Origin of the sequence: Nocardia asiatica NBRC 100129 (assembly GCF_000308415.1) — a bacterium.
GTDB lineage: Bacteria > Actinomycetota > Actinomycetes > Mycobacteriales > Mycobacteriaceae > Nocardia > Nocardia asiatica.
The window spans coordinates 1-23,336 of record NZ_BAFS01000030.1 but is presented as its reverse complement, the minus strand read 5'-3'; the positions used below and the strand labels follow the sequence as shown (position 1 = coordinate 23,336).

General features: G+C 68.5%; 19 protein-coding genes, 4 tRNA genes and 1 pseudogene. 10 read left to right on the top strand and 14 right to left on the bottom strand.

The genetic code is table 11. From position 1 onward, the window contains the following. Window positions 1–149: 149 nt before the first annotated feature. Window positions 150–794 carry a LysE family translocator gene (locus ON27_RS03530; RefSeq protein WP_043719185.1) on the top strand — a complete coding sequence of 215 codons (645 nt, stop codon included), beginning with the start codon at window positions 150–152 and terminating at the stop codon, window positions 792–794. A gap of 27 nt (window positions 795–821) precedes the next feature. On the opposite strand, the gene ON27_RS03525 is transcribed toward ON27_RS03530, so the two are convergent. The 3 genes from ON27_RS03525 to ON27_RS03515 all read right to left on the bottom strand — a co-directional run bounded on the left by ON27_RS03525 (window position 822) and on the right by ON27_RS03515 (window position 3,698). Then, window positions 822–1,382 (bottom strand): dihydrofolate reductase family protein, encoded by a 561-nt coding sequence (locus ON27_RS03525; protein WP_043719183.1) that lies wholly within the window; start codon window positions 1,380–1,382, stop codon window positions 822–824. Window positions 1,383–1,433: 51 nt separating this feature from the next. Next, window positions 1,434–2,600, bottom strand: a complete 1,167-nt coding sequence (locus ON27_RS03520; RefSeq protein ID WP_043719181.1) for a pyridoxal phosphate-dependent aminotransferase — start codon at window positions 2,598–2,600, stop codon at window positions 1,434–1,436. Window positions 2,601–2,786: 186 nt separating this feature from the next. Beyond that, entirely contained in the window at window positions 2,787–3,698 is a 912-nt protein-coding gene (locus tag ON27_RS03515) for a sigma-70 family RNA polymerase sigma factor (RefSeq protein ID WP_043719177.1), read from the bottom strand. Window positions 3,699–3,805: 107 nt separating this feature from the next. On the opposite strand from ON27_RS03515, the gene ON27_RS03510 reads away from it, so the two are divergent. Further along, entirely contained in the window at window positions 3,806–4,411 is a 606-nt protein-coding gene (locus ON27_RS03510; RefSeq protein ID WP_043719209.1) for a GNAT family N-acetyltransferase, read from the top strand. Between the two features lie 9 nt (window positions 4,412–4,420). Next, on the top strand, window positions 4,421–4,960 hold the full coding sequence (locus ON27_RS03505; RefSeq protein ID WP_043719174.1) for a class I SAM-dependent methyltransferase: 540 nt from the start codon (window positions 4,421–4,423) through the stop codon (window positions 4,958–4,960). Window positions 4,961–5,047: 87 nt separating this feature from the next. Here the strand turns inward: ON27_RS03505 and ON27_RS03500 are convergent, their stop codons facing one another. The 3 genes from ON27_RS03500 to ON27_RS03490 all read right to left on the bottom strand — a co-directional run bounded on the left by ON27_RS03500 (window position 5,048) and on the right by ON27_RS03490 (window position 8,376). Continuing rightward, complete coding sequence (locus tag ON27_RS03500) at window positions 5,048–6,142, bottom strand: 3-deoxy-7-phosphoheptulonate synthase (protein WP_043719171.1); 1,095 nt, start codon at window positions 6,140–6,142, stop codon at window positions 5,048–5,050. Window positions 6,143–6,912: 770 nt separating this feature from the next. Continuing rightward, window positions 6,913–7,383 (bottom strand): carboxymuconolactone decarboxylase family protein, encoded by a 471-nt coding sequence (locus ON27_RS03495; protein WP_043719168.1) that lies wholly within the window; start codon window positions 7,381–7,383, stop codon window positions 6,913–6,915. Between the two features lie 114 nt (window positions 7,384–7,497). Next, window positions 7,498–8,376, bottom strand: a complete 879-nt coding sequence (locus ON27_RS03490) for an oxidoreductase (protein WP_043719164.1) — start codon at window positions 8,374–8,376, stop codon at window positions 7,498–7,500. Window positions 8,377–8,489: 113 nt separating this feature from the next. Between ON27_RS03490 and ON27_RS03485 the strand changes: the two genes are divergently transcribed. Beyond that, complete coding sequence (locus ON27_RS03485) at window positions 8,490–10,106, top strand: (2,3-dihydroxybenzoyl)adenylate synthase (RefSeq protein WP_043719162.1); 1,617 nt, start codon at window positions 8,490–8,492, stop codon at window positions 10,104–10,106. Window positions 10,107–10,161: 55 nt separating this feature from the next. Here the strand turns inward: ON27_RS03485 and nbtS are convergent, their stop codons facing one another. Continuing rightward, window positions 10,162–11,472: a nocobactin biosynthesis salicylate synthase NbtS gene (gene nbtS, locus ON27_RS03480; RefSeq protein WP_043719159.1), complete on the bottom strand. Its 1,311-nt coding sequence runs from the start codon at window positions 11,470–11,472 to the stop codon at window positions 10,162–10,164. Between the two features lie 253 nt (window positions 11,473–11,725). Here nbtS and ON27_RS03475 point away from each other — a divergent pair, with 253 nt between their 5' ends. Continuing rightward, complete coding sequence (locus ON27_RS03475) at window positions 11,726–14,194, top strand: glycerol-3-phosphate 1-O-acyltransferase (RefSeq protein ID WP_043719157.1); 2,469 nt, start codon at window positions 11,726–11,728, stop codon at window positions 14,192–14,194. A 29-nt stretch (window positions 14,195–14,223) separates the two neighbouring features. Then, window positions 14,224–15,627: an HAD-IB family hydrolase gene (locus ON27_RS03470; RefSeq protein WP_043719207.1), complete on the top strand. Its 1,404-nt coding sequence runs from the start codon at window positions 14,224–14,226 to the stop codon at window positions 15,625–15,627. A 90-nt stretch (window positions 15,628–15,717) separates the two neighbouring features. Here the strand turns inward: ON27_RS03470 and ON27_RS03465 are convergent, their stop codons facing one another. The 7 genes from ON27_RS03465 to ON27_RS03435 form a co-directional block, all read right to left on the bottom strand. Next, entirely contained in the window at window positions 15,718–16,437 is a 720-nt protein-coding gene (locus ON27_RS03465; protein ID WP_280413565.1) for a polyprenol monophosphomannose synthase, read from the bottom strand. A 211-nt stretch (window positions 16,438–16,648) separates the two neighbouring features. Then, on the bottom strand, window positions 16,649–16,831 hold the full coding sequence (locus tag ON27_RS03460; RefSeq protein WP_043719152.1) for a hypothetical protein: 183 nt from the start codon (window positions 16,829–16,831) through the stop codon (window positions 16,649–16,651). Window positions 16,832–16,915: 84 nt separating this feature from the next. Beyond that, window positions 16,916–17,593 (bottom strand): GAP family protein, encoded by a 678-nt coding sequence (locus ON27_RS03455; RefSeq protein ID WP_043719150.1) that lies wholly within the window; start codon window positions 17,591–17,593, stop codon window positions 16,916–16,918. A 326-nt stretch (window positions 17,594–17,919) separates the two neighbouring features. Continuing rightward, window positions 17,920–17,993 (bottom strand) — tRNA-Phe (locus ON27_RS03450). Between the two features lie 58 nt (window positions 17,994–18,051). Beyond that, window positions 18,052–18,125 (bottom strand) — tRNA-Asp (locus ON27_RS03445). A 29-nt stretch (window positions 18,126–18,154) separates the two neighbouring features. After that, window positions 18,155–18,227: transfer RNA gene (locus ON27_RS03440), tRNA-Glu, on the bottom strand. A gap of 94 nt (window positions 18,228–18,321) precedes the next feature. Continuing rightward, window positions 18,322–18,987, bottom strand: coding sequence for a TetR family transcriptional regulator (locus ON27_RS03435; protein WP_043686652.1), 666 nt, complete (start codon window positions 18,985–18,987; stop codon window positions 18,322–18,324). An 857-nt stretch (window positions 18,988–19,844) separates the two neighbouring features. Here ON27_RS03435 and ON27_RS03430 point away from each other — a divergent pair. The 4 genes and pseudogenes from ON27_RS03430 to ON27_RS44265 all read left to right on the top strand — a co-directional run. Beyond that, window positions 19,845–19,917 (top strand) — tRNA-Lys (locus tag ON27_RS03430). Window positions 19,918–20,636: 719 nt separating this feature from the next. Then, a complete protein-coding gene (locus ON27_RS03425; protein WP_043719148.1) occupies window positions 20,637–21,608 on the top strand; it encodes an acyl-ACP desaturase in 972 nt (323 codons plus the stop codon). Between the two features lie 154 nt (window positions 21,609–21,762). Next, a complete protein-coding gene (gene dusB / locus ON27_RS03420; protein WP_043719146.1) occupies window positions 21,763–22,905 on the top strand; it encodes a tRNA dihydrouridine synthase DusB in 1,143 nt (380 codons plus the stop codon). Window positions 22,906–23,065: 160 nt separating this feature from the next. Next, window positions 23,066–23,336: pseudogene (locus ON27_RS44265) on the top strand (hypothetical protein); the annotation flags it as partial.

Sequence of the window (23,336 nt, the reverse complement as noted above, 5' to 3'; positions counted from 1 at the left end):
ATTGCCGAAGAGCAATTCCGATGCTCCGCGCGAGGCATTACTCGCCGTGGTAACCGATCGCCTACGGATATCCGGCTGTTCGAGCCGCCCCGTCCAGCGAGTGCCAAGTGGACCGCGACAGGAGGCGCGGGGCGGGTGAGGATCGGGGAATGATCGAAATGGCGGCGGTGGCGGGGGTTGCGGCGGCGGCGTTGGGGATGGTTCTCACGCCGGGGCCCAACATGATGTATCTGGTTTCGCGGACGGTCTCGCAGGGGCGGCGGGCCGGGTTGGTGTCGTTGGCGGGGGTGGCGGCTGGATTCGGGGTGTATCTGGCGGCGGCGACGGCGGGGATCACGGCGGTGTTCGCGGTGGTCCCCGGGCTGTATCTGGCGGTGAAGCTGGCGGGCGCCGCCTACCTGGGGTGGCTGGCCTGGCAGGCGGTCCGCCCCGGCGGTGTCTCGGTGTTCACGCCCACGGCGCTGTCCGCCGATCCCACGCGACGGCTGTTGACGATGGGGTTGGTCACCAATCTGCTGAACCCGAAGATCGCGATCATGTACATGGCGCTGATCCCGCAGTTCGTCACGCCGGAGCACGGCAGGGTCTGGCTGCAGAGTCTGTGCCTGGGCGCGGTGCAGATCGCGGTGGCGCTCACCGTGAACGGTTTGATCGTCGTGGGCGCGGGCGGTCTCGCGACGTTCCTCACCGCCCTCCCCCGATGGCTGCGCATCCAGCGCTACGTCACCGGCACGATGCTCGGCACGATCGCCGCTCTGCTCGCCACCGATCGCACCCGCCCCGTCCCGGCCTGAGCCGGTGCGGGGCGGCGCGGGCCCGGCTCAGCCCTGCTCGGCCGGGCTGCTCAGGCGATAGTGCAGTTCGGCGAACTGACCGGCCTGCGTGATGCCGACGAGTCGCATCCGGCTGGACAGGATGCGCCGCGGCAGCAGCGGCGCGCCCGCGCCCAGGGTCACCGGAACCACGCTCACCACGACGTCGTCCAGCAGACCCGCGTCGGCGAATTGTCCGGCCAGGTCACCGCCACCCATGATCCAGATGTTGCGCTCACCGGCCGCGTCGGCCATCTCTCGGTGCACCGGCTCGACCCCGCCTGCGACGAACCGGACATTCGCGCCGGGTATCACCGGGAGATCCCGGTGGGTGAAAACCCAGCACGGGAGGTCACCGTAATTCCGGTGCCAGCTCTCCGGCGACTCGTTGGCCGCGATCCACTCGTAGGTGGTCGCGCCCATGCACATGGCGCCGACCTGCGCGAGGAAGCCAGCGATGCCGGTCTCTGCCTCGTCCGCTCCTTCCACCTCGAAAAGCCAGGTCAGCGAGTTGTCCGAATCGGCGAGGTATCCGTCGAGACTGGTTGCCGTGTAGTACTGGGTTGTCATGTCACGCAAGGTTGCCAGCGAAACCTGACAGTTCACGGCAAGGTTTACGACTCAGCCGAGACGTAACCGGCGCACGCCCTCCGCCAGCGTCTCGTCTCGTTTGCAGAAGGTGAACCGCACCAGGTGGTTCCACGCGGCGGTGTCGTCGGCGAACACGCTGACCGGCACCGCCGCCACGCCGACACGCTTCGGTAGTTCCCGGCAGAACGCCAAGCCATCGGCCATGCCGAGCGGGGTGATATCGGCGACGACGAAGTAGCCGCCCGCGCTCGGATACACCCGCAGCCCGGTGTCGGCGAGCGCCGCGGAGAGGCGAAGCCGCTTCTCGGACAACGCCTGCCGCAGCTGACCGACCCACTCCAGCTCGTGGTCGATCGCATGCGCGACAGCGGGCTGGAACGGTCCGCCCGCCACGAAAGTCAGGAATTGCTTCGCCGCGAGCACCCCCTCGATCAGGTCGGCGGGGCCGCACGCCCACCCGGTCTTCCACCCGGTGACGCTGAACGTCTTGGCCGCGCTCGACACCACGATCGTCCGCTCGGCCATCCCCGGCAGGGTGGCCAGGCTGACGTGTTCGGCGCCGTCGTAGACCAGGTGCTCGTAGACCTCGTCGGTGAGCACCAGGAGATCGTGCTCGCAGGCGATTTCCGCGATCGCCCGCAGGTCCGAGCGCCCCAGCACCGTGCCGGTCGGATTGTGCGGCGAGTTGACGATCAGCATCCGGGTCGCCGGAGTGATCGCGGCGCGCAGACTGTCCAGGTCCAGCACGAAGCGGTCGCCGTCGGCCACCAGCCGCGCCGTGCGCCGCCGAGCGCCGGCCAGCGCCACCGCCGCGGCGTACGAGTCGTAGTACGGCTCGATCAGCACCACCTCTTCGCCGGGCTCGACCAGGCCGAGCACCGCCGCGCTGATCGCCTCGGTCGCGCCCACCGTCACGAGCACCTGCGCGTCCGGGTCGTACTCGGTTCCGTAGCGCCGGGCGCGGTCGTCGGCCACGGCCCGGCGCAGCACCGGCATGCCACGACCGGGCGGATACTGGTTGAGGCCGTCCGCGATGGCGCGCCGCGCGACTTCGAGCATGCTCGCGGGCCCGTCGGTGTCGGGGAACCCTTGTCCCAGGTTGACCGCGTCGTGCCGGACGGCGAGCTCGGTCATCTCGGCGAAGATCGTGGAGGCGAAGGGACGCAGGCGGGCAACGGTCTGGTGTCGCGAGGGCATAACCGGAGACTAGTCGAGGGCCGGAAGCTGTTGCTCAAAGATAGCGAGCATGCGCATTTCACATCTATTTCAGGGCCTTCACCTGCTAAGTTACCAACTTCAGTACCGAAGGCCAGATCCCCGCCTGCTGCCGAACAAGCCCGTCATGGCGGAAACGGCGGGCACGCGCACCCCCCAAGCAGGGACTCACCCCAGCCGGACTCCGCCCAACTTGGCCGGATTCGCCAAATCGTAAGTACCCCAAACCAATCCGTCACGTACGGTGAATCCGACGATCCGCATCGGATAACCTGCCCGGCCCTCCACCGCCGGACGCGCCGCGACTCCGAGGCCCAATTGCCCGTTCACCGAGACGAATTCGTAGATCGACGACGCGTCCTGCAGCCCGTACTTGCGCACCAAGCCCAGATAGAAGCGAGCGATGCGATCCGCGCCGTGCAAGACGTTGATCGCGGTGGCGGTGGTGCCGTTGGCATCGCCGATCATCACCGCGTCCGGATGCAGCGCAGCCGCGACGGCGGCCACGTCACCGGAGCTCAGCGCGGTGAGGAAACGTACGACCGCGGCCTCGTGCTCGGCATCGGGCACCGGCTGCGGCGTCTGCGTCACCGCCTTGCGGGCGCGCACCGCCAGCTGCCGCGCGGCATCCGCCGAAACACCCAGGATGTCGGCGATCTCGTCGAACGGCACCGACAGCCCGTCATGCAGCACGAAGGCGACGCGTTGCGGCGGTGTCAGGGTGTCCAGCACGATCAGCGCGGCGAACCGGCACTCCTGCTTGCGCACCACGGCTTCCAGTGGATCCGGAGCACTCGACGGCGTCCGCGCGGTGACCACGGGTTCGGGCAACCACTGCCCCACGTAGCTTTCCCGCCGCGCCGCCGCACTCCGCAACCGGTCCAGGCAGATACGCGTCACCACGGTGGTCAGCCAGGCCCGCAGATCCTCGATCTCGGACTGGTGCGCGCCCGCCAACCGCAGCCAGCTCTCCTGCACCGCGTCCTCGGCATCGCCGACACTGCCCGTCAGCCGATAGGCGACCGAGAGCAGATGCGCCCGATGGGACTCGAACAGGTCGGAAAGCAGCGCGGCAACCATCGAGGGAAAGTCTACGATCCGGGTCTGAAACGTTCCCGCGCAGTATCCGCCGCCGGTGCGCGGCAAACCGGATGATCCGCCGCCCCCATCCGTGGCAGCATGACGCGATGGACCAGCAAGTGCTGTCGAGCGGAACGATCTGGCTGTCGGCCCCGACGACGGACGATATCGACACCATCACCGAATGCTGCCAGGATCCGGACATCGCGGAGTGGGTGACCATCCCGGTGCCTTACGTGCGCGACAGCGCCGTGACCTTCCTCGAGGAGATGGTGGGCCCGGGATGGGCGGCGCGCAGCCCCACCTGGGCCGTGCGGCTGCGTGCCGACGGGCCGGTCGTCGGCATGATCGGCCTCGGCCAACGCGACGAGAGCGCGGCCGAGATCGGTTTCTGGCTCGTCCCGGCGCAGCGGTCGCGCGGCCTGATGACCCAGGCGGTCGAGTTGGTGTGCGAGTTCGGGTTCCGCGCCGACGGCCTGGCCCTGGAGCGGATCGCCTGGCGCGCGTTCGTCGGCAACTACGCCTCGGCCGCGGTCGCGCGCCGCGCCGGATTCCGGTACGAGGGCCTGTCCCGGCTGGGCAGCATCCAGCGCGGCCGGCGGCGCGACCACTGGCTCGCCGCCCGGCTGCGCACCGACCCGCCCGGCCCGGCCGGCGACTGGCCCGCCGAGTTCGCCCGCGGTCGGACGTCCGTCGCGCCCCGTCCTGCGTAGCGGGCGCCGATGACCACCGACCCGCGCTTCGCCTGGATCGTGCGCACCCTGGCGGTGCGGCCCGCCGACCGGGTACTGGAAATCGGTCCCGGTTCCAGCGATTCGATCGCCTACCTCGCAGAACAGGCCGACGACGGCACGGTCGTCGGCGTCGAACGATCCGCCACAGCCATCTCCCGCGCGGGCAAACGGCATGCCGCGCGGCTGGAGTCGGGCCGGATCCGGTTGGTGCACGCCGATCTCGCGGACCTGACCGTGGACCGGCTGCTGCGCGAGACCGGGCTCGGCGCGGCCGCTTTCGACAAAGTCCTGGCCGTGAACGTCAACCTGTTCTGGACCAGACGCCCCACCGCCGAACTCGCCCTCATCCGGCGGCTGCTGGCGCCCGGCGCGACGCTGGGCCTGTTCTACGGCTACGGCACGCCCGACGCCGCGGAACCGAACAGTCCGAAGCCGCCGCTCGCCCGGCTGACCGAGCACTTGACCGCGGCGGACTTCGATGTCCGCACCATCGCCTCCGGAGACCTACTCGGCGTGCTCTGCACCTGACGATGTCCGTGCGACCAGCGCGAACGACTCCGCCACGGCCCGTCAGCGCTCAACGGCCACCGCAGCGTCGTGACAGCCTCCGTCGCTTCACTCGCGCTCGCGGCGCTGCCCCACCGCCTCGGCCAGCCGGTCCAGCTGGCTCGCGGTGGTCTCCCAGTCCAGGCAGGCGTCGGTGATCGACTGCCCGTAGGTGAGCTCGTCGGCGTGGCCGAGAGTCAGGTCTTGGCGTCCCGCGACCAGGAAGCTTTCCAGCATGACGCCGACCACCGCGCGCTCGCCCCCCGCCAGCCGCCGCGCAATATCGGTGACCACGTCGACCTGCTTGTTGTGGTCCTTGTTGCTGTTGCCGTGGCTGGCGTCCACCACGATCCGCTCCGGCAGAGACGCCTTCTCCAACCGCAGGCACGCCTCGGCGACCGACGCCGCGTCGTAGTTCGGGCCGTTACTGCCGCCGCGCAGGATCACGTGGCAATCCGGGTTACCAGTGGTGCGGATCAGCGCCGAACGGCCGTCGAGATCGGTGCCGGGGAACACGTGGCTGGCCGCCGCCGCGCGCACACCGTCGACCGCGACCTGGACGTCGCCGTCGGTGCCGTTCTTGATCCCGACCGGCATCGACAGCGCGCTGCTGAGCTGGCGGTGCACCTGGCTGGCCGCCGTGCGCGCGCCGATCGCGCCGTAGGAGACGAGGTCCGCGATGTACTGCGGAGTGATCGGATCCAGGAACTCACACGCCACCGGAAGCCCGAGCGCGGTGATATCGACCAGCAGCTTGCGGCCGAAGCCCAAACCGGTGTTCACGTCGAACGAGCCGTCCAGATGCGGGTCGTTGACCAGGCCCTTCCAGCCCAGACTGGTGCGCGGCTTCTCGAAGTAGACCCGCATCACCACGTGCAGCCGGTCGTCGAGTTCGGCCGCCTTCGCCGCGAGCCGGCGCGCGTAGTCCAGCGCGGCGGCGGGGTCGTGCACGGAACACGGGCCCACGATCACCATCAGGCGATCGTCCGCTCCGTTCAGCACGTCGACGGTGGTCTTGCGTCCCGCACGGACGGTGTCGGCGAGGGCATCGGTGATCGGGTGCACGCGACGCACCTCCGCCGGAGAACGCAGCGGGCTGATGTTGAGAGTGCGTTGATCGTCCAGATCGGAATGCCGCGCGTCGACGTCGGCTGCGGTTGTCATGTCGTGGGTTTCCTTTTCTCGAGGCCGACCCACGGAGGAGAGATCCCGTCGAGCCGGTCCATCATCCGGCTCGGGGTGGAAGTCAGTCAGCGCACGCGGTTGCCGCAGACCAGCCCACCCAGGGCCGGCTTGCTAAACCAGAAATACACGCGCTGCACGTCAGGGACAGTACCAGCCCGCAACCGAACGGTGAACGAGGTGTTAGATACGCCACGGTGTTCATTGGCCGCGACTTCGTCGCGGCGTGTTCGCGGCCCCTTGGTGGCTCGCGTCCGAGCGGCCGCCGCTGGCGACTGCGTCGCGGACGCGGCGGCCGCTCGGACGCGAGCCGGGCCGCGAACGGGCAATGCTCGGTCTCGCTTCGCTCGAAAGACGTGGTTGGGGTGCGCTGGGCGCGTAGCAACGGAACTCGCTACTGGCGTGCACGCGGTTGGAAGCGGCTGGATCTCGCCGCGTGGCGCTGATGCTGTTGGCTCGACCCCAATGCCGCTCGCTCCTTCGTCGCCTACACGGCGACCGCTTCGACGCGAGCCGGGCCGCGAACCGCGCGAGCACCTTCTCGCTGCGCTCGAAAACTTGGGTTGAGGTGCGCTGGGCGCGTAGTCACGCTCTCGAGTGCGCCGACTCGTGACTTGGCGCGACGGCGAGCCGCGCGTTAGGAAGGCCGCTGGCAGATGGGCGCGTCCACCGGAAGCGGGGGTTGCGAGCGTTGAGCGCGGCCCCGGCGAGGTGGGGCCGCGCGGTGGCCGGCGCTGCCGAAGGGTCCGGTCTCATCCCCACTGGCCGGGAACGTAATCTCCGGCCGGGGTGCGGGCGATGACGTTCATCCGGTTCCAGGCGTTGATCATCGCGATGGCGGCGATGAGGGCGGCGATCTGGTCGTCGTCGTAGTGCTTGCGCACCTCCTGCCACACCGCGTCGCTGACCGCGCGGCCGTCGCCGATCCGGGTGGCCTCCTCGGTGAGCGCCAGCGCGGCGCGCTCGGCCTCGGTGAAGACGGTGGCCTCGTGCCACGCCGCGATCAGGTTGAGCCGCACGGAGGTCTCGCCCGCGTGCGCGGCGTCCTTGGTGTGCATGTCGGTGCAGTAACCGCAGCCGTTGATCTGGCTGGCGCGGATCTTCACCAATTCGTAGGTCGCGGCGGGCAGGCTGGAGTCGTTGATCACCTTCGAGGCCATCGTGAGCCGCTTGACGAAGCTGCCGCCGACCGGGTTGGTGAAGAGTTCGAAGCGCTGTTCCATGATGTCCGTCCTTCGTCGTTCCCTTGGGGTTCATCAAGAGGACGACGCGGTGCGCTGGAGTGTGACAGCGGACCGTGAGACGTGGATCACATTGCCCGAGAGGCGGACTGACGCTCACTTCGCAAAGGAGTAGGTGACTCCGGTCAGCTTCTCCGACAGCTCCCACAGGTCGGCCGCGACCTTCTCGTCCCTGGACGCCTTCGACGATCCGGACGGCCCCGGGTACCCGCGCATACCGCCGAGCCCGGTGGGCCCGTAGTAGCCGCCGGGCTCCACGTCGGTGGTCGCGGCGTACAACGTGGGCAACGCGCCCATCGCGGCGTTCTGCGCGAACACCTGGTTGCCCAGCCACATCAGCCGGTCGAGGAACGACTCGGTGTGCGACTGCAATTCGGTGGCGGCGTAACCGGGATGCGCGGCGACCGAGAGCTTCGCCGAACCCGCGGCGGTCAACCTGCGCTGCAACTCCCGCGCGAACATCAGATTGGCCAGCTTCGCCTGCCCGTAGGCGGCCCACCGCTGGTATTTGCGCCGCTCCCAGTTGAGATCATCCAGATCGATGGCGCCGACCTGGTGCGCTCCGCTGGAGACGGTGACGATTCGGTCGGAGATCTTGTCCAGCAGCAGTCCGGTGAGCGCGAAGTGACCGAGATGGTTGGTGCCGATCTGTTTTTCGAAGCCGTCGGCCGTGCGCCCCTCCGGCACCGCCATCACGCCGGCGTTGTTGATCAGCACGTCGGCCCCGTCGACGGCCTCGGCGAACGCGCGGACCGAGGCGAGATCGGCCAGATCCAATTCGCGCACCTGGGCCCGGTCGCCGAGGTCGGCGGCCACCCGTTCGCCCTTGGCCACGTTCCGGCAGGCCAGCACCACCTCGCCGCCCGCGGCGGCCAGCGCGCGCACTGTTTCGGCCCCCAGGCCACTGTTGGCCCCTGTCACAATGAACTTCCGACCGCTCTGATCGGGCATGTTCGAGGTGTCCCACCTGGTCATGCCGAAAAGTCTAGTGTGCGGCAGCGCCGGACGGCAGATGTCGACACGCGCGGGCGGGTAGGGTTGCCTAACCTAAAAGGCATAGAACTTGGCTTGATTTTGTGAGGCAGACCGTGACTTCCACACCGACCGAGTCCGCGCACCGCGACGGCTACGTACCCTTTCCCGCGCACACGGCTGCGGAATATCGAGCCGCCGGCTACTGGGCCGGACGCCCGCTCGGAGACCTGCTGCGCGCGACCGCGCACCGGCATCCCCAGCGTCCCGCGCTGCTCGACGCGCAGGGCACGCGCGATTACGCCGATATCGACGCCGCCGCCGACCGGATGGCGCACGGGCTGCTCGCGCTCGGCATCGCCCCCGGTGACCGCGTGGTGGTGCAACTGCCGAACGTGCCCGAGTTCCTGACCGTGCTGTTCGGCCTGTTGCGCGCCGGAATCATCCCCGTGTTGAGCCTGCCCGCGCATCGCCGGGCCGAAATCGAGCACCTGACCCGGCTTTCCGACGCGGTCGGTTACATCGTCGCCGACCGGGCGGGCGACTTCGACTATCGGGAATTGGCGACCACCGTGCGCGACGCGGTGCCGTCACTGCGCCATGTCCTGGTGCTCGGTGACCCGGGGCCGTTCACCGACCTGGCCTCGATACCGTGCGACGGCGGTGCGTTGCCCGAAATCGATCCGGGCGACATCGCCCTGATGCTGGTCTCCGGCGGCACCACCGGCCTGCCGAAGCTGATCGCGCGCACGCACGACGACTACGTCTACAACGCCACCGCGAGCGCCGAGGTGTGTGAACTGACCGAACAGGACGTCTATCTCGCGACATTGCCTGCCGCACACAACTTCCCGCTGGCGTGCCCGGGCATACTGGGCACCGTCGCGACGGGCGGCGCGATCGCGTTCGTCGGCGACCCGAGCCCCGAGAGCGCGTTCGCCGCGATCGAGCGGCATCGGGTGACGGTCACCGCCGTCGTGCCGCCGCTGGCCCAACTCTGGTGCGCGGCCACCGAATGGGAAGAAGCGGACCTGAGCTCGCTGCGTCTGCTCCAGGTCGGCGGCGCGCGACTGGCGGAGGTCAACGCCAAGGAAGTGACCCCGGCGTTGGGCGCCACCCTGCAACAGGTGTTCGGCATGGCCGAGGGCCTGCTCAACTACACCCGGCTCGACGATCCGGCCGAACTGCTGCACACCACCCAGGGCAGGCCGCTGTCACCCGCCGACGAGGTCCGCGTGGTGGACGCCGACGGCAACGAGGTGGCGCCCGGCGGGGAGGGCGAGCTACTGACCAGGGGGCCGTACACGATTCGCGGCTACTACCGCGCACCCGAGCACAACGCGCGCGCGTTCACCCCGGACGGCTTCTATCGCAGCGGCGACCTGGTCCGCCGCCTGCCCAGCGGCCATCTCGTGGTCTCCGGCCGGATCAAAGACGTGATCAATCGCGGCGGCGAGAACGTCTCCTGCGACGAACTCGAGGAACACCTGCTCGCCCATCCCGCCGTCCGGCATGCCGCCGCCGTGGGGCTGCCGGACGTGGCGCTGGGTGAGAAGGTCTGCGCCGTCCTGGTCGTCGACGGCGAGATGCCGACGCTGGCCGAGATCAAGACCTTCCTCGCCGCCCGCGGTCTGGCCACCTACAAGCTGCCGGACGTGCTGCGCCGCAGCGACAAGCTGCCGATCACCGCGGTCGGCAAGATCGACAAGAAAGCACTGCGCGCCGAGCGGTAGCGCCGAGCAGCCGACGGGCAGCGCACCATCCGGTGCGCTGCCCGCCGGTCTTCCGCTATGCCTTCACCACGTAGGGCGCGATGCTGCCCAATTTCTCGCAGGTCTCCTCGAACTCGCGTTCCGGCCGTGACTGGCCGACGATGCCCGCGCCCGCGCGCAGCCAGGCACCCTCGGTGTTCTGGTACACCGCGCGCAAGACGAGGGTCGCCTCCAGCGCACCGGTCGGCGAAACGGTGACCACCGCCCCGGAGTACAGCCCGCGCGGGTCGTGGTCGAGCCGGAACACCGAGTCGACGCCCGCGCGCTTGGGAATTCCCGAGGCGGTCACCGACGGGAACAGCACCTCCAGCGCGTCCCAGCTGGATCGGTCCGCCGCCAGCCGCCCGCGCACCGTGGACGCCAAGTGCTGGACGCTGCCACGCTCGCGCACGGCCATGAAGTCCGACACCGCGGGCGTGCCGGGATCGGCGACGGCCGTGATCTCCGCGAACGAGGTCTGCACCGAAATCGCGTGCTCCACGATCTCTTTCGGATCGGTGACCAGGTCGGCCTTGGCTGCGAGGTCGGCCGTCGAGCCGCGGCCGAAGGCGCGGGTGCCCGCCAGCGGCTCGGTGGTCACCACCCGCTCGTCGTCCACGGACGCGACCAGTTCGGGGCTGAAGCCCGCCGCCTCCAGGCCGCCGAGCCGCAACAGGAACGACCGCGCCGGAGTGTTGTGCGCGCGCCCGAGGCGATAGGTCGCCGGAACGTCCACCGCGAAGGGCAGCTCGACCTTTCTGGACAGGATCACCTTCTGGTAGCGGCCGGCCTGGATCTCGCCGACCGCCTCTGCGACCCGGTCCCGGTAGCCGGTGGGATCGACTCGGATGTCGGCCGGATGCGCCTGCGGCAGCTCGGTGTTCTGCGACTGCGCGATCAGGTCGTGGATGTCGCCCGTCTCCGCGGGCGTCGCACCCGATACCCGGACGCCGAATTCGCCTACCGTGACCTCGATCCGGGGGATCATAAGGTGCGCCAGCGCGGTACGCGGGTCCACGTGCTCGGTGACGTCGAGCGCCCACGCGCAGAATTCGAATCCGATCCAGCCGTAGGCGTTTCGTCCGTCGAGCGGAAGCGCGCCGAGCGCCCGGTCGATCACGCCCGCCGGATTGCCTTCCCATCCGCTGGTCGTGGTCTGCCCCGCCCAGGTGATGCGCAGCTCGCGCGCATCCAGTTCGACACTGCCGATCGGATCGGCCGCGAACACCCACTCCCCCGGACGCTCGTACATCACGTACTCGCCGAACCGATCCGCCCCCGCCAGCCGGGACATCGCTGCCGCCGGATCGGTCACATACTCAACCCGCAGGCGTTCCGTGGTCGACAACGATCCTCCAAAGGTTACCCTGGCCTAACTTGTGCGGGTAAGGTTAGCATTACCTCCTTAATGGCGCCGGTGTGCTCGAGACCACAACGCGAACGCGAAGCGATCAGTCCGAGCGGGGCATGCCCGACCACGCGGCAAGCACTTTCGGCCCCGCCGACGGCGGCGACCGAACTCGCCACGCCGACTGCCTGCGCGGAAGAGACCCGCCGGGATTGAATAGTGGAGAGCGTCACCTGCGGAGGGAAGAACATCGATGATCGATCACCGCGGCGATTCACCCGCGACAGCACGGCCCGGGACCGCACCGCGATCGGTGGTGGCCCTGATCGACGCCGCGTCGGGGGTGGAACGCGAACTCGTCGGCAAGTGGCTGGCCGATGGCGGGATCGGCACCGAGTTCGGCACCGACGCGCCGGTCACCCAACTGGACCTGGACGCGGGCGCGGTGGCCGCCCGGCTGGTCGGCAGGCGCGACGATCCACTGGTGGTGCCGATCCGCGTGCTGTGGCTGCCGCCCGAACGCGACGGCGTCCGCCGCGTCACCTTCGCCGACCTGGCCCTGATGACCAACCCGCGCAAGCCCAACCGGCTGGCGCAGCGCAGGCTGCTCGCCAAGTCGCCGGACCGCCACGTGGTGCTGACCGGCGCGCCCGCCCGGCTCAGTGAGCTGCGCGCGAACAACCCGGAAGCCTCGGCGCTGTTCGACAAGGGCAGCGCCGAGCCGTTCGCCCGCGCCGTCGTGCGCGCCGCGGTGGTGGCGCTGGAACGCGCCGAACGCACCATCATCGGCGACCGGTACAAGGTGCCCAAGCTGGTCGCCGAGGAGATCCTCGACTCCCCAGACTTCCTGCGCAGACTGGAGCTGATCGCCGACCAGATCGGGGCCAGCCCGCACGAGGTGTACCGCCGCGCCGAGAAGGGGCTCAACGAACTGGTCGCCGCCCAGAGCAGGCTGGTCTCCGACCTGTTCACCCAAGCCATGCGGCCGGTGCACGCCTCGACCTGGAAGGTGGACCCCGACGAGTCCGGCCTGACCGGATTGCGCGACCTCAACCGCCGCTTCCCGCTGGTGTTCCTGCCCTCGCATCGCTCCTACGTCGACGCGTTCGTGCTCGGAGACGTGCTGGCTCGCAACGACTTCCCGCCGAACCATGTGATCGGCGGCGCGAATCTCAGCTTCTGGCCGATGGGCCCGATCGCGCGGCGCACCGGAACCGTCTTCATCCGGCGCAGTTTCGGCGACGACGAGGTCTACAAGGCCGTCGTCGAGGAGTACTTCGCCTATCTGCTGGCCAAGCGCTTCAACCTGGAGTGGTACTTCGAAGGCGGCCGCACCCGCACCGGCAAACTGCGGCCGCCGCGCTACGGCCTGCTGAACTATCTCGCCGCCGCGGTGCGTTCGAACCGCATCGATGACGTCATGCTGGTTCCGGTCTCGATCACCTACGAGCGGCTCAACGAACTCGGCGCCATCGCCACCGAGCAGGAGGGCGGCAAGAAGAAACCCGAGGGGCTGACCTGGCTGGCCCGTTATATCCGCAGCCAGCAGCACTCCGCCGGGCACGTGTACGTCCGCTTCGGTGAGCCGCTGTCGGCGCGCGATCGGCTCGCCGCGCACGGCGACCCCCTGACGGCGCCCCCGCTGACCATCCCGTTGCATCACACGGAGCCGATCCCGCCGCCGCGCGTCGAGGCCGGAGTCGTCGACAGCGACCCGCCGGAGATCACCGAGCTGGAACGGAAGGCCGTGCAGCGGCTGGCGTTCGAAGTCGCGGTGGGGATCAACGCGGTCACGCCGATCACGGTCAACGCGCTGGTCACCCTGGCGCTGCTGGGTGTGGACGGGCGCGCGCTCACCCTCGGCGAGGTACGCACGGTGCTGGCGCCCGTGCTCGGCTACATCGACAAGCGTGAGCTGCCGCGCGGCGAACTGGACGCGCTCCGGGACGAGCAGGGCCTGGCCGTGGTGCTGGAACAGTTGTCGCTGGCCAAGGTGGTCACGGTGTATCGCGGCGGGATCGAACCGGTGTACTCGATCGAGTCCGGTGCGCATCTGGAGGCCGCCTTCTACCGCAACAGCGCGGTGCACTGGTTCGTCAACCGCGCCATCCTCGAGCTGTCCATCCTGGCCGCGGTCGACAACGGCGACGCCGACGCTCTGAAGACCGGCTGGGACGAGGCGTTCCGGCTGCGCGACCTGCTGAAGTTCGAGTTCTTCTTCCCCGATCGCGGCGAGTTCGCCGACCAGATGGTCGCGGAGATGCTCCTGGTGGATCCGGACTGGTACACCCACACCCGCCGCGACACCCTCGGCTCGGACATCTTGGCGAAACTCACCGCATCCGGCTTCACGATGGCCCACCGCGTACTGCGCTCGTTCGTCGACGCGCAGTTGGTGGTGGCCGAACGGCTGGCCGCCCGGGACGCGAGCGAGGAGATCGACCGCAAGGAGCTGACCACCGAATGCGTGGCGGTCGGCAAGCAGATGATGCTGCAACAGCGGTTGCACAGCCCCGAGTCGGTCTCCACTGAATTGTTCACCAGCGCCCTCAAGCTCGCCGACAACTACGGCCTGCTGGAAACGGCCCCCGACGAGGAACCGGCCGAAGCGGCCCGACGGCTGCTCCAGCGCAGAACCGAATTCGCCGAGCGCCTGCGCACCATCGGCGCCCGCATCGCACAGGCCGCCGCACTCGACCCGTCCAATCGGGAGGCCTGGTGAGCGACACTCACCCGGCGCAGGAGGTTCCGATGACCGGCGCACGCGCTGATCTCGACGCCGCGCTCGCCGCCATCCGCTCGGGGCCGCAAGGCCGCGCCGTCGCGGCTGTCTTCGATTTCGGCGCCGTCGTCGACGGCCCGGGGCCACGCCGTCGCCGCAAGCCCGCCGACGTACTGCTCGGCGGCATCCGGAACCACATGACCGACGGCGAGTACAGCCGGTTGCTCCGCGACCTGTCCGAGGCACTGGCGGGACGGTCCGAAGAGGAGATGACCACGCTGGGTCGGCGACTGTTCCAGCGCACCGTCTACGGGCACCTGTATCCCGAGGCATGGGAGCTGATCCGGACCCACCAGGCGGCCGGGCACACCATCGTGCTGGTCAGTTCGCTGACCGAGTTCCAGGTGGCGCCCGCGGCGGCTCAGCTGGGCATCGAGCACGTGCTGTGCACGCCGATGGCCACCCGCGACGGCGTGCTCACCGGGTATCCCGACGGGAAGCCGCTGTGGCGCAACGGCAAGGCCGAGGCGATCGCGGGGTTCGCGGCCGCCCACGAGGTGGATCTCGAACTCAGCTACGCCTACTCCGGCACGAGCGCCGATCTGCCGATGCTGTCGCAGACCGGGCATCCCGTGGTGGTGAACCCCGACGACGCGCTGGCCGACGTCGCCGACCTGCAGCACTGGGGCAGGCTGACGTTCCGGCCGCGCCGCCCCCCGCGCGTGAGCGATTACGCGCGCACCGCGGCCGGCTTCGCCGGGTTGCTCGGCGGCGCGCTGTTCGGTGTCGCTTCGAAGGCGCCCACCAAAGACCGCAGGCAGATGGCCGACGCGCTGCTGGCGCACGCGACGCGCAATACGCTGCGCATCGCGGGAGTGCACGTGCGGGTCACGGGAGCGGAGAACGCGAGAGCACCCCGCCCCGCGGTCTTCTTGTTCAACCACCAGAGTCAGTTCGACATCATCATCGTGCCCGCGGTGCTCGGCGGCGGCGTCACCGCCATCGGCAAGAAGGAACTCACCAAGAATCCGGTCTTCGGGCCGCTCATGCGCTTCGTCGGCGTGACGTTCATCGATCGCAAGAACAGCGCACGGGCCAGGGCGGCGTTGCAGCCGGTGGTCGAGACTCTGCGCGGCGGCTTGTCGGTCGCGGTGTCTCCGGAAGGAACCCGCTCCTACACTCCCGAGGTCGGGCTGTTCAAGAAGGGCGCGTTCCACGTCGCGATACAGGCCGGGGTACCGGTGATCCCGGTGGTCATACGGAACGCGGGCGAAGTCTGCTGGCGCAACGCGATGGTCGCCCGACCCGGAACGGTCGACGTGGCGATCCTCGACCCGATCGACGTCAGCGGGTGGGACCCTCGCGACTTGGACGCCAAGGTGGCGCGGGTACGCCAGTTGTTCGTCGACACACTGCTGGATTGGCCCCGCTGACCTGGCCCGGCGTGCGCCGCGCCGGGAAAGGACGCCATCGCCCCCGCCGGGCCTCGCTTCCCTCCGGCGGCGGGGCCCATCGGCCGTTGCTCAGACCGCGCGGCCGAACAGCAGCTTCCACGGCATCAGCGCCGACTCGAGTTGCACCTTGAGGCTCATCTTGGAGGCGCCGAGCGTCCGCTCCTCGAACCGGATCGGCACCTCGGCGATCGCGATCCCCTTCTTGATGGTGCGGTAGTTCATCTCGACCTGGAAGGAGTACCCGTTGCTGCGGATCGCGGCCACGTCGATGGCGCGCAGGGTGTCGGCTTTCCACGCCTTGAAACCCGCGGTGGCGTCCTTGACGCCCAACCGCAGAATCAGGTTCACGTAGAAGTTGGCCCAGGCCGACAGCGCCTTGCGGTACCACTTCCATTCGGCGGCGGTCGAGCCGCCCGGGACGTACCGGGAACCGAGCACGACACCGGCGTCCGTGGTCGACAGCTTCTCCAGCATGGCGGGGATCACTTCGGCCGGATGCGACAGGTCGGCGTCCATTTGGATCACCACGTCCGCGCCCTCGTCCAGCGCCCGCGTGATGCCCGCGACGTACGCGCGCCCGAGCCCGTCCTTCTCGGTCCGGTGCAGCACGCCCACGACGTTCGGCAGCTCGGCGGCGAGCTTGTCGGCCACCTCGCCGGTGCCGTCCGGCGAACTGTCGTCCACCACGAGGACGTGCAGGTCGGGCACCGGCAGCGCGGTCAGCCGCTCCACCGCAACCGGCAGATTCTCCCGCTCGTTGTAGGTCGGCACAACAACGGTAACCCTCAAGGGTCGCCCTCCCTGCTGATCCTGGTTTCCGCTCGCAGCCCACGCCAGGACCACCGAGCATTAGTCGAGTTCTGGAGAACCGTACTCGATACACCGCACCGGGACCCCAGCGGCCGCACCCGGGCGGAGCCCGTCCGGGCCCGCGACCAGCGGCTCAAGATCAACTTCACCGCCCGGGGGAAGGACCGTCCCGTGCGTACCCGCTCTCGCCTCAGTCCCCGTCCCGCCAGGCTCGGTCCCTGGCGTCCTCCCGCTCGTTGCGCGCGTGGGCGATCTCGAGCGCCCGCTCCGCCGTCGCCTTGTCCGGGTACGGTCCCATCCGATCGCGGAACCAGCACTGCCGCCCTTGCTCGGCCCGTTGGTGCTTCAAGCAGTAATACCAGCGCTCAGCCATACCTCCAGCATCCCACCGCACACCACCGTTCAACCTCTTTTCCCGTGCGCGATGCGGCGCTCGGTAGAAGGCAATTGATCCGTACTACCAAAGGCTCCGGTAATGGTGGAGCGCGTCACACAGGAGAACCACGCCGAAGATCGCGAAGAGTACGCGGACCGAGATCGGACCGTATGTAGTGATAATGCGAACAACTTTTCGATACATCCGCCGCGCCCCGGTCGTGCGCCGCATCGCGAGGGCAAGTATCACCAACGGCGGCAGCAATGCCAGCGCGCAATAGGCCACCACGATCAGCGGCCACAACGTCGGTAGCGGATTTCGCGCGGAGATCATTGCCAGTCCGGCGAGATAAGGGACCGCGGTCGGTGCCTGTGCGATACCGATCGCCACGCCGACACCGGCGAGCATCCACGGCCGGCGTCGCAATGTGGGCGCGCGTTGCGGGGCCGCCGCGCCGGTCATTCGAATGCTCGCGAGTGCGATCAGCACCAGCCCGGCCCCGAGTTCGCCCCAATACCGCACCGCCGGAGTGATCCGGAAGTCGATCAGATCGGTCACGAAACCGATCCCCAGGACCGTGCAGACCCCGAAGGCGGTGGTGACGGCGAAGACGCCCGCCAGCAAGCTCAGAACGCCCACCAGCGGCGAGCGGCGGCTCAACCGGCTGTCGTAGACCACAGCCGTGGTCACGCCGATCAGCAACAAGTCGAGCGAGTCGAGGAAGGCGAGCCCCGCGAGCGCGAGGAGAAGGGTCGACATGGCGGCGCCAGCCTACCCGCGGCGCACCGGACGTCTACGCACCCAGTTACGAACCATGCTGCGGCTCTGTGCGATTCGACACACCATTCGAGCAGGTGCGGGCAATCGCGCCGCGCGCTTCGATCTCCGCAACAAGGGGTGGCCGTCGACCTGGATTGAACTGAAAACACAGAATCAACCCGAACGACACCCACCAAACGCAGCCACCATCCAGGGGGTCCGGGGGCGAAGCCCGCCGGGCGGGGGGTGGGGGTTGCACCCCCACAAAACATGACGAAACGAACCCGGCTCATGCTCTCCATGAGCATGAGCCGGTACGAGTGGAGTGGCCAGGGCCGGGATCGAACCGGCGACCTTCCGCTTTTCAGGCGGACGCTCGTACCAACTGAGCTACCTGGCCGCAGGCACCCGAAGTGAATGCCATACGCGAAACGCCGGATATCTCCGGCGCTTACTTGCGACCCTGACGGGACTCGAACCCGCGACCTCCGCCGTGACAGGGCGGCGCGCTAACCAACTGCGCCACAGGGCCATGCTCTGCTACCAACGATCCGAAGATCGTACCCCCTACGGGATTCGAACCCGCGCTACCGCCTTGAAAGGGCGGCGTCCTAGGCCGCTAGACGAAGGGGGCTCGTCCCGGATTTCTCCGGACCGGCTTTCAACGGCTGTCCGTTGGGAGCTGGGATAGCTTATGACAGACCGGACTCGAATCCCAAACCGGCTGGTCAGAGGCTCAAACCGAGCTCCTCCAGGCGCGCCTGCGCCCGCCAGCCGTCGCTGCGGAACTTTTCCAGCCATTCCCCGGTGGCCATCGCCTCGACCACGACCTCGAGCGCTTCCTCGAACCGCGCCCGCAGATCGACCTGGCCGCCGAGCAGGTCCACCATGTACCGCTGACCGGCCAGCGCGGCGGCGAGCGTGCGGGTGAACCGGTCGGGGTCGGCGTTCGCGCGCAGCTGCCCATGGTCGATGGCGCGGACGGTGAGCACCCTTGTCGTGCGGCCCAGGATGCGGCCGCCGCCCGCCTGCACGTCGCGATAGAAGTCCGGCTCGATGATCAGGCGGTACTCGGCCTGCACGATGATGTCGTGCTCCAGCCGCAGCGCGATCTCGTCGACCACTCCGTGCAGGATGTCCAGCGGACTGAGATCCGTTCGGGCCAGCCAGCGCTCGGCGGAGGCGCGGTAGCGTTCCACCGCGGTCTCCAGCACCGCGCGTGCCAGATCTTCCTTCGAATCGAAATGGAAGTACATCGCGCCCTTGGTGGCGCGCGACCCTTCCAGTATGCGGTTGAGCGATGCAGCGGCATAGCCGCTCTTCCCGAACTCAACGGCGGCGGACCTGATAATCGCCGCCCGTGTCCGGCGGGCCCGCTCTTGCTGCCGTGCCATGCTCGAAACGCCTCCGAAGCCTACTCGCCGCCAATCAGCCACCCCCGAAGGAACGGACCCTCGGCGCGAATTCATTAGTTTATCGATACTTCAAACCCGGTTTTCGAGCGTTTTCAAACTTTCGGTACGAAAACTCGGGAAATACCTGAAACACACCAGCTGGTATAGTTTGCCTGCCCGGGTGCGCCGCAGGGGGTGCGCATCCGGGCATTTCTTCGTCTCGAACGTGCCTCCTCCTGCGGCATCGAGTTCCGCCGAGCCGTAGCCGGCCGGACCGACCGCGACCCCTCCGGACACAGCAACGACAAACCGAATTCCGCGGCGCCGATCGAGTCGGCGATTCTTTCGGAATTCATCAAGGCGTCACCGTACCCGGAATCCCGATCCGACACGCGGCAAACTGACGAGTCAGCCAGCCGTCCGATTCCGTTTTCTGTTACGGCAAATATTTGGCAACCCAAGGGTCCGGTTCGACAGGTGTGCGAATTCACCAGCGGCTCAGCATCGTTCAGCCGAGCCGATCGGCAGGCCGAAGGACCGGCCGCCACCCACGCCTCGCCCGCCAACCCATCCCACGGGCCTCCCCCGGCTCGGGCCGCTCACCCCCTGCAAATCCAAACTCATTGCCAGCCAACATGATTGAATGATATCCAGATCGAGCGGAAATGAACAAAGCTGGGTGCCAAAATGTTTACCGCCTGCATCGCCCACTCTGCACGCGGTGTCACCCCCTCCCCACTCCGCCACACGCCACACCCGGTCCGCCACGCCGACACCACCCATCCATCCATCCCGCCGACACGAACTCCCCCGATTGGGGCATCGGCCCCCTATAGCACTACACTGTTCCTCCGCGCGCCCCTATAGCTCAGTTGGTAGAGCTACGGACTTTTAATCCGCAGGTCGTAGGTTCGAGCCCTACTGGGGGCACACGCGTCGGGCGCCCGGTCACTCCGGGCGCCCGATCTGTTTCGCCGAGTTCACCATGGATACCGGCGCCGACGTCGCCACTCGCCCGCCGACCGTTCGGCGCTCCGTTTCCGGCCGTACTGAGCGAAGGCGGATATAGAGGCCTCCGCGAGGAAGGGCGAGTCAGGCCGCAGATGCCACTGCCGGACAGATTCGACGCCGGTCGGAACAATAAGGCCGAAACCCGAACGAGCCGTCGAACCTGAAGTGGGAACCGGTCGGCTTGTGAGGAAGGGCACAAAGCACCGATCGAGGACAACTCGGGGGCGCCAGAGCCGGGATCTGCTCGAGTGCTCGCAGTGGACAGCCGTGGCGGCCGAGGTCGCGTCGGCGAGTCGCCGGGCGCGCTGCCGTCGGCGCGACACCAGCGGAACGGTCCGAGTCGCTCTAGCGCCGGTCGCGGGCCGCATACCGGTGTCCGGCCGGGTTTGTGCGGTCGAGCACGTTCCGCTAACACTTCCCACCCCGCGTCGATAGTCCCCTCGCCGCGGGTGCAACCCATACACTCGTGTAGATCACTGATCGGCGAAGACGTCGTATGAGGTGGATCACCAGGGCATCGATCGTCTAACGGATGCGTTTCGCATCACACCTACGGTGCCGTAAGGTATGGCCGCATCGGTATCGGTCTACCTTGGGATGACCTGCACGACCGGAAGCACACACTGAAGGGTTCATACATGGCAAGGGATCTGACTCAACTCGAGCTTCTGACGGAGTTGGAGCCGGTTGCCGAAGAAAACGTCAACCGGCACCTCTCCATGGCAAAGGAATGGCATCCGCACGACTACGTCCCGTGGGACGAGGGCCGCAATTTCGCGGCACTCGGTGGGGTGGATTGGGACCCGGAGCAGTCCCGGCTCAATGAGGTCGCGAAGGCGGCCATGATCACCAACCTGCTCACCGAGGACAACCTGCCGTCCTACCACCGGGAGATCGCCGAGAACTTCTCGCAGGACGGCGCGTGGGGCACCTGGGTCGGCCGCTGGACCGCCGAGGAGAACCGCCACGGCATCGTCATGCGCGACTACCTCGTCGTCACCCGCGGCGTCGACCCGGTCGCCCTCGAAGAGGCCCGCATGGTCCATATGACCAACGGCTTCGCCTCGCCCGCCGAAGCCGACGCCGGGTTCCTGCATTCCGTCGCGTATGTCACCTTCCAGGAGCTCGCCACCCGGGTCAGCCACCGCAACACCGGCAAGGTCTGTGACGACCCGATCGCCGACCGCATGCTGCAGCGCGTCGCCGCCGACGAGAACCTGCACATGATCTTCTACCGCAACATGTGCGGCGCCGCCCTCGACCTGGCTCCCGACCAGGCCATCGAGGCCATCACGCTGATCCTGGAGAACTTCCAGATGCCCGGCGCGGGCATGCCCAACTTCCGCCGCAACGGCGTGCTGATGGCCAAGCACGGCATCTACGACCTGCGCCAGCACCTGGAAGAGGTCGTCCAGCCGGTGCTGAAGAAGTGGAACATCTTCGAGCGCACCGACTTCACCCCCCGTGGCGAAGCGGTCCGCGAGCGCCTCGGCCTGTTCCTGGACAGGCTGGCCAAGGACGTCATCAAGTTCGAGGAGCAGCGCGACCGGATGCTGGCTCGCGAAGCCGCCAAGCGCGACCGCCAGATGGCCGGCAGCTCGGTAGGCTGACCGCCGCGACGAAGCACACCGCCGCCGTCCGGGCACTGGGCGGCGGCGCGGTATGAACGGATCGGTGTAGCGCCCCCATGGCGACATGCGCGCGGGGCGAGCGCCCCGCTCCGGCCGACGAACGTGCGGAAATGAGACACTGGTCGGCGTGACGATGACTACCGAGGCGAAGGCGAAACTGCGGATCGGACCGTATCCGGTCGATCCGCCGGTCGTGCTGGCGCCGATGGCGGGCATCACGAACCTGGCGTTCCGGAAGCTGTGCCGGGAGTTCGGCAGCCCGACCTCGATCTACGTGTGCGAGATGATCACCGCCCGGGCCGTGGTCGAGCGCAACGAGAAGACGCTGCACATGATGGCGTTCGACGCCGACGAGCATCCCCGCTCGATGCAGCTCTACGGTGTGGACCCCGCCACCCTCGGCGAAGCGGTGCGGATCATCGTCGGCGAGGGCTGGGCCGATCACATCGACCTGAACCTCGGCTGCCCCGTGCCCAAGGTCACCCGGCTCGGCGGCGGCGCCGCCCTGCCCTACAAGCGGACGCTGTTCCGAAGCATTGTGCGCGCCATGGTCAGCGCTGCCGAGCCGGCGGGGGTTCCGGTCACCCTGAAGTTCCGCATCGGCATCGATGACGATCACCTCACCTACCTGGACGCAGGACGCATCGCCGAAGCCGAGGGCGCGCGAGCGGTCGCGTTGCACGCGCGCACGGCCGCCCAGCGCTACTCCGGCCAGGCCGACTGGAGCGCGATCGCCCGGCTCAAGGAGGCCGTCACCTCGATTCCGGTGCTCGGCAACGGCGACATCTTCGCCGCCGACGACGCGGTCCGCATGATGGACGAGACCGGCTGCGACGGCGTCGTCGTCGGTCGTGGCTGCCTGGGCAGGCCGTGGCTGTTCGCGGAGCTGCAGGCGGCGCTGCGTGGCGAGCCGCTGCCCGCGGCTCCCGATCTGGGCCGGGTCGGCGCGGTGCTGTACCGGCACGGCGCGCTGCTGGCGGAGCATCTGGGCGAGGACAAGGCCATGCGTGATCTGCGCAAGCACATGGCCTGGTATCTGATGGGCTTCCCGGTCGGCGCGGACCTGCGGCGCGCGTTCGCCACGGTAGGCAGCCTCGCACAACTCGAAGACCTTGTCGGACAGCTCGATCCGACGGCGCCGTTCCCGAGGGACGCGGAAGGCCCGCGGGGCAGGCAGGGCTCACCGGGCAAGGTCGCGCTGCCGCACGGCTGGCTCGACGACCCGGACGATCCGGCGGTGCCGAGAGCCGCCGATGTGATGCACAGCGGTGGGTGACAGGGCAACCGCGCAGCGAACGAAGCGTCAAACATTGTTGTGAACTGTTCGATTTCGCTGTGGGGTGGCCCGCCGTGGCGGAATCGTTATCATTGCGGGATCGGTGCCGCCGGTCCGGTGTGATCCAGGCGGAAAGCAAGACGAAAAGCGAGGTTCGTTGGTGGGTGACGATCGGCACGGGCGTTCGCCACGGCCCGGAGGTCGCGCCCCGTGGGAGCGGTATCCCGCGGAGGACTACCCCGAAGCAGACGCCGCACGCACGTCTCGTCGTTCCCGCCATGCCGACGCCACTCCCGATCAGAGTTCCGCGCCCCTGACGGTCCAGGATCTGGTCCAGCGGGTCGACAACGAACGCAGCGGCCGCAGAGGCCGTCGCGCCGACCCCACGCCGCCGGACCCGGCCGCCGCGCCGGGCCGGGGACGCCGCGCCG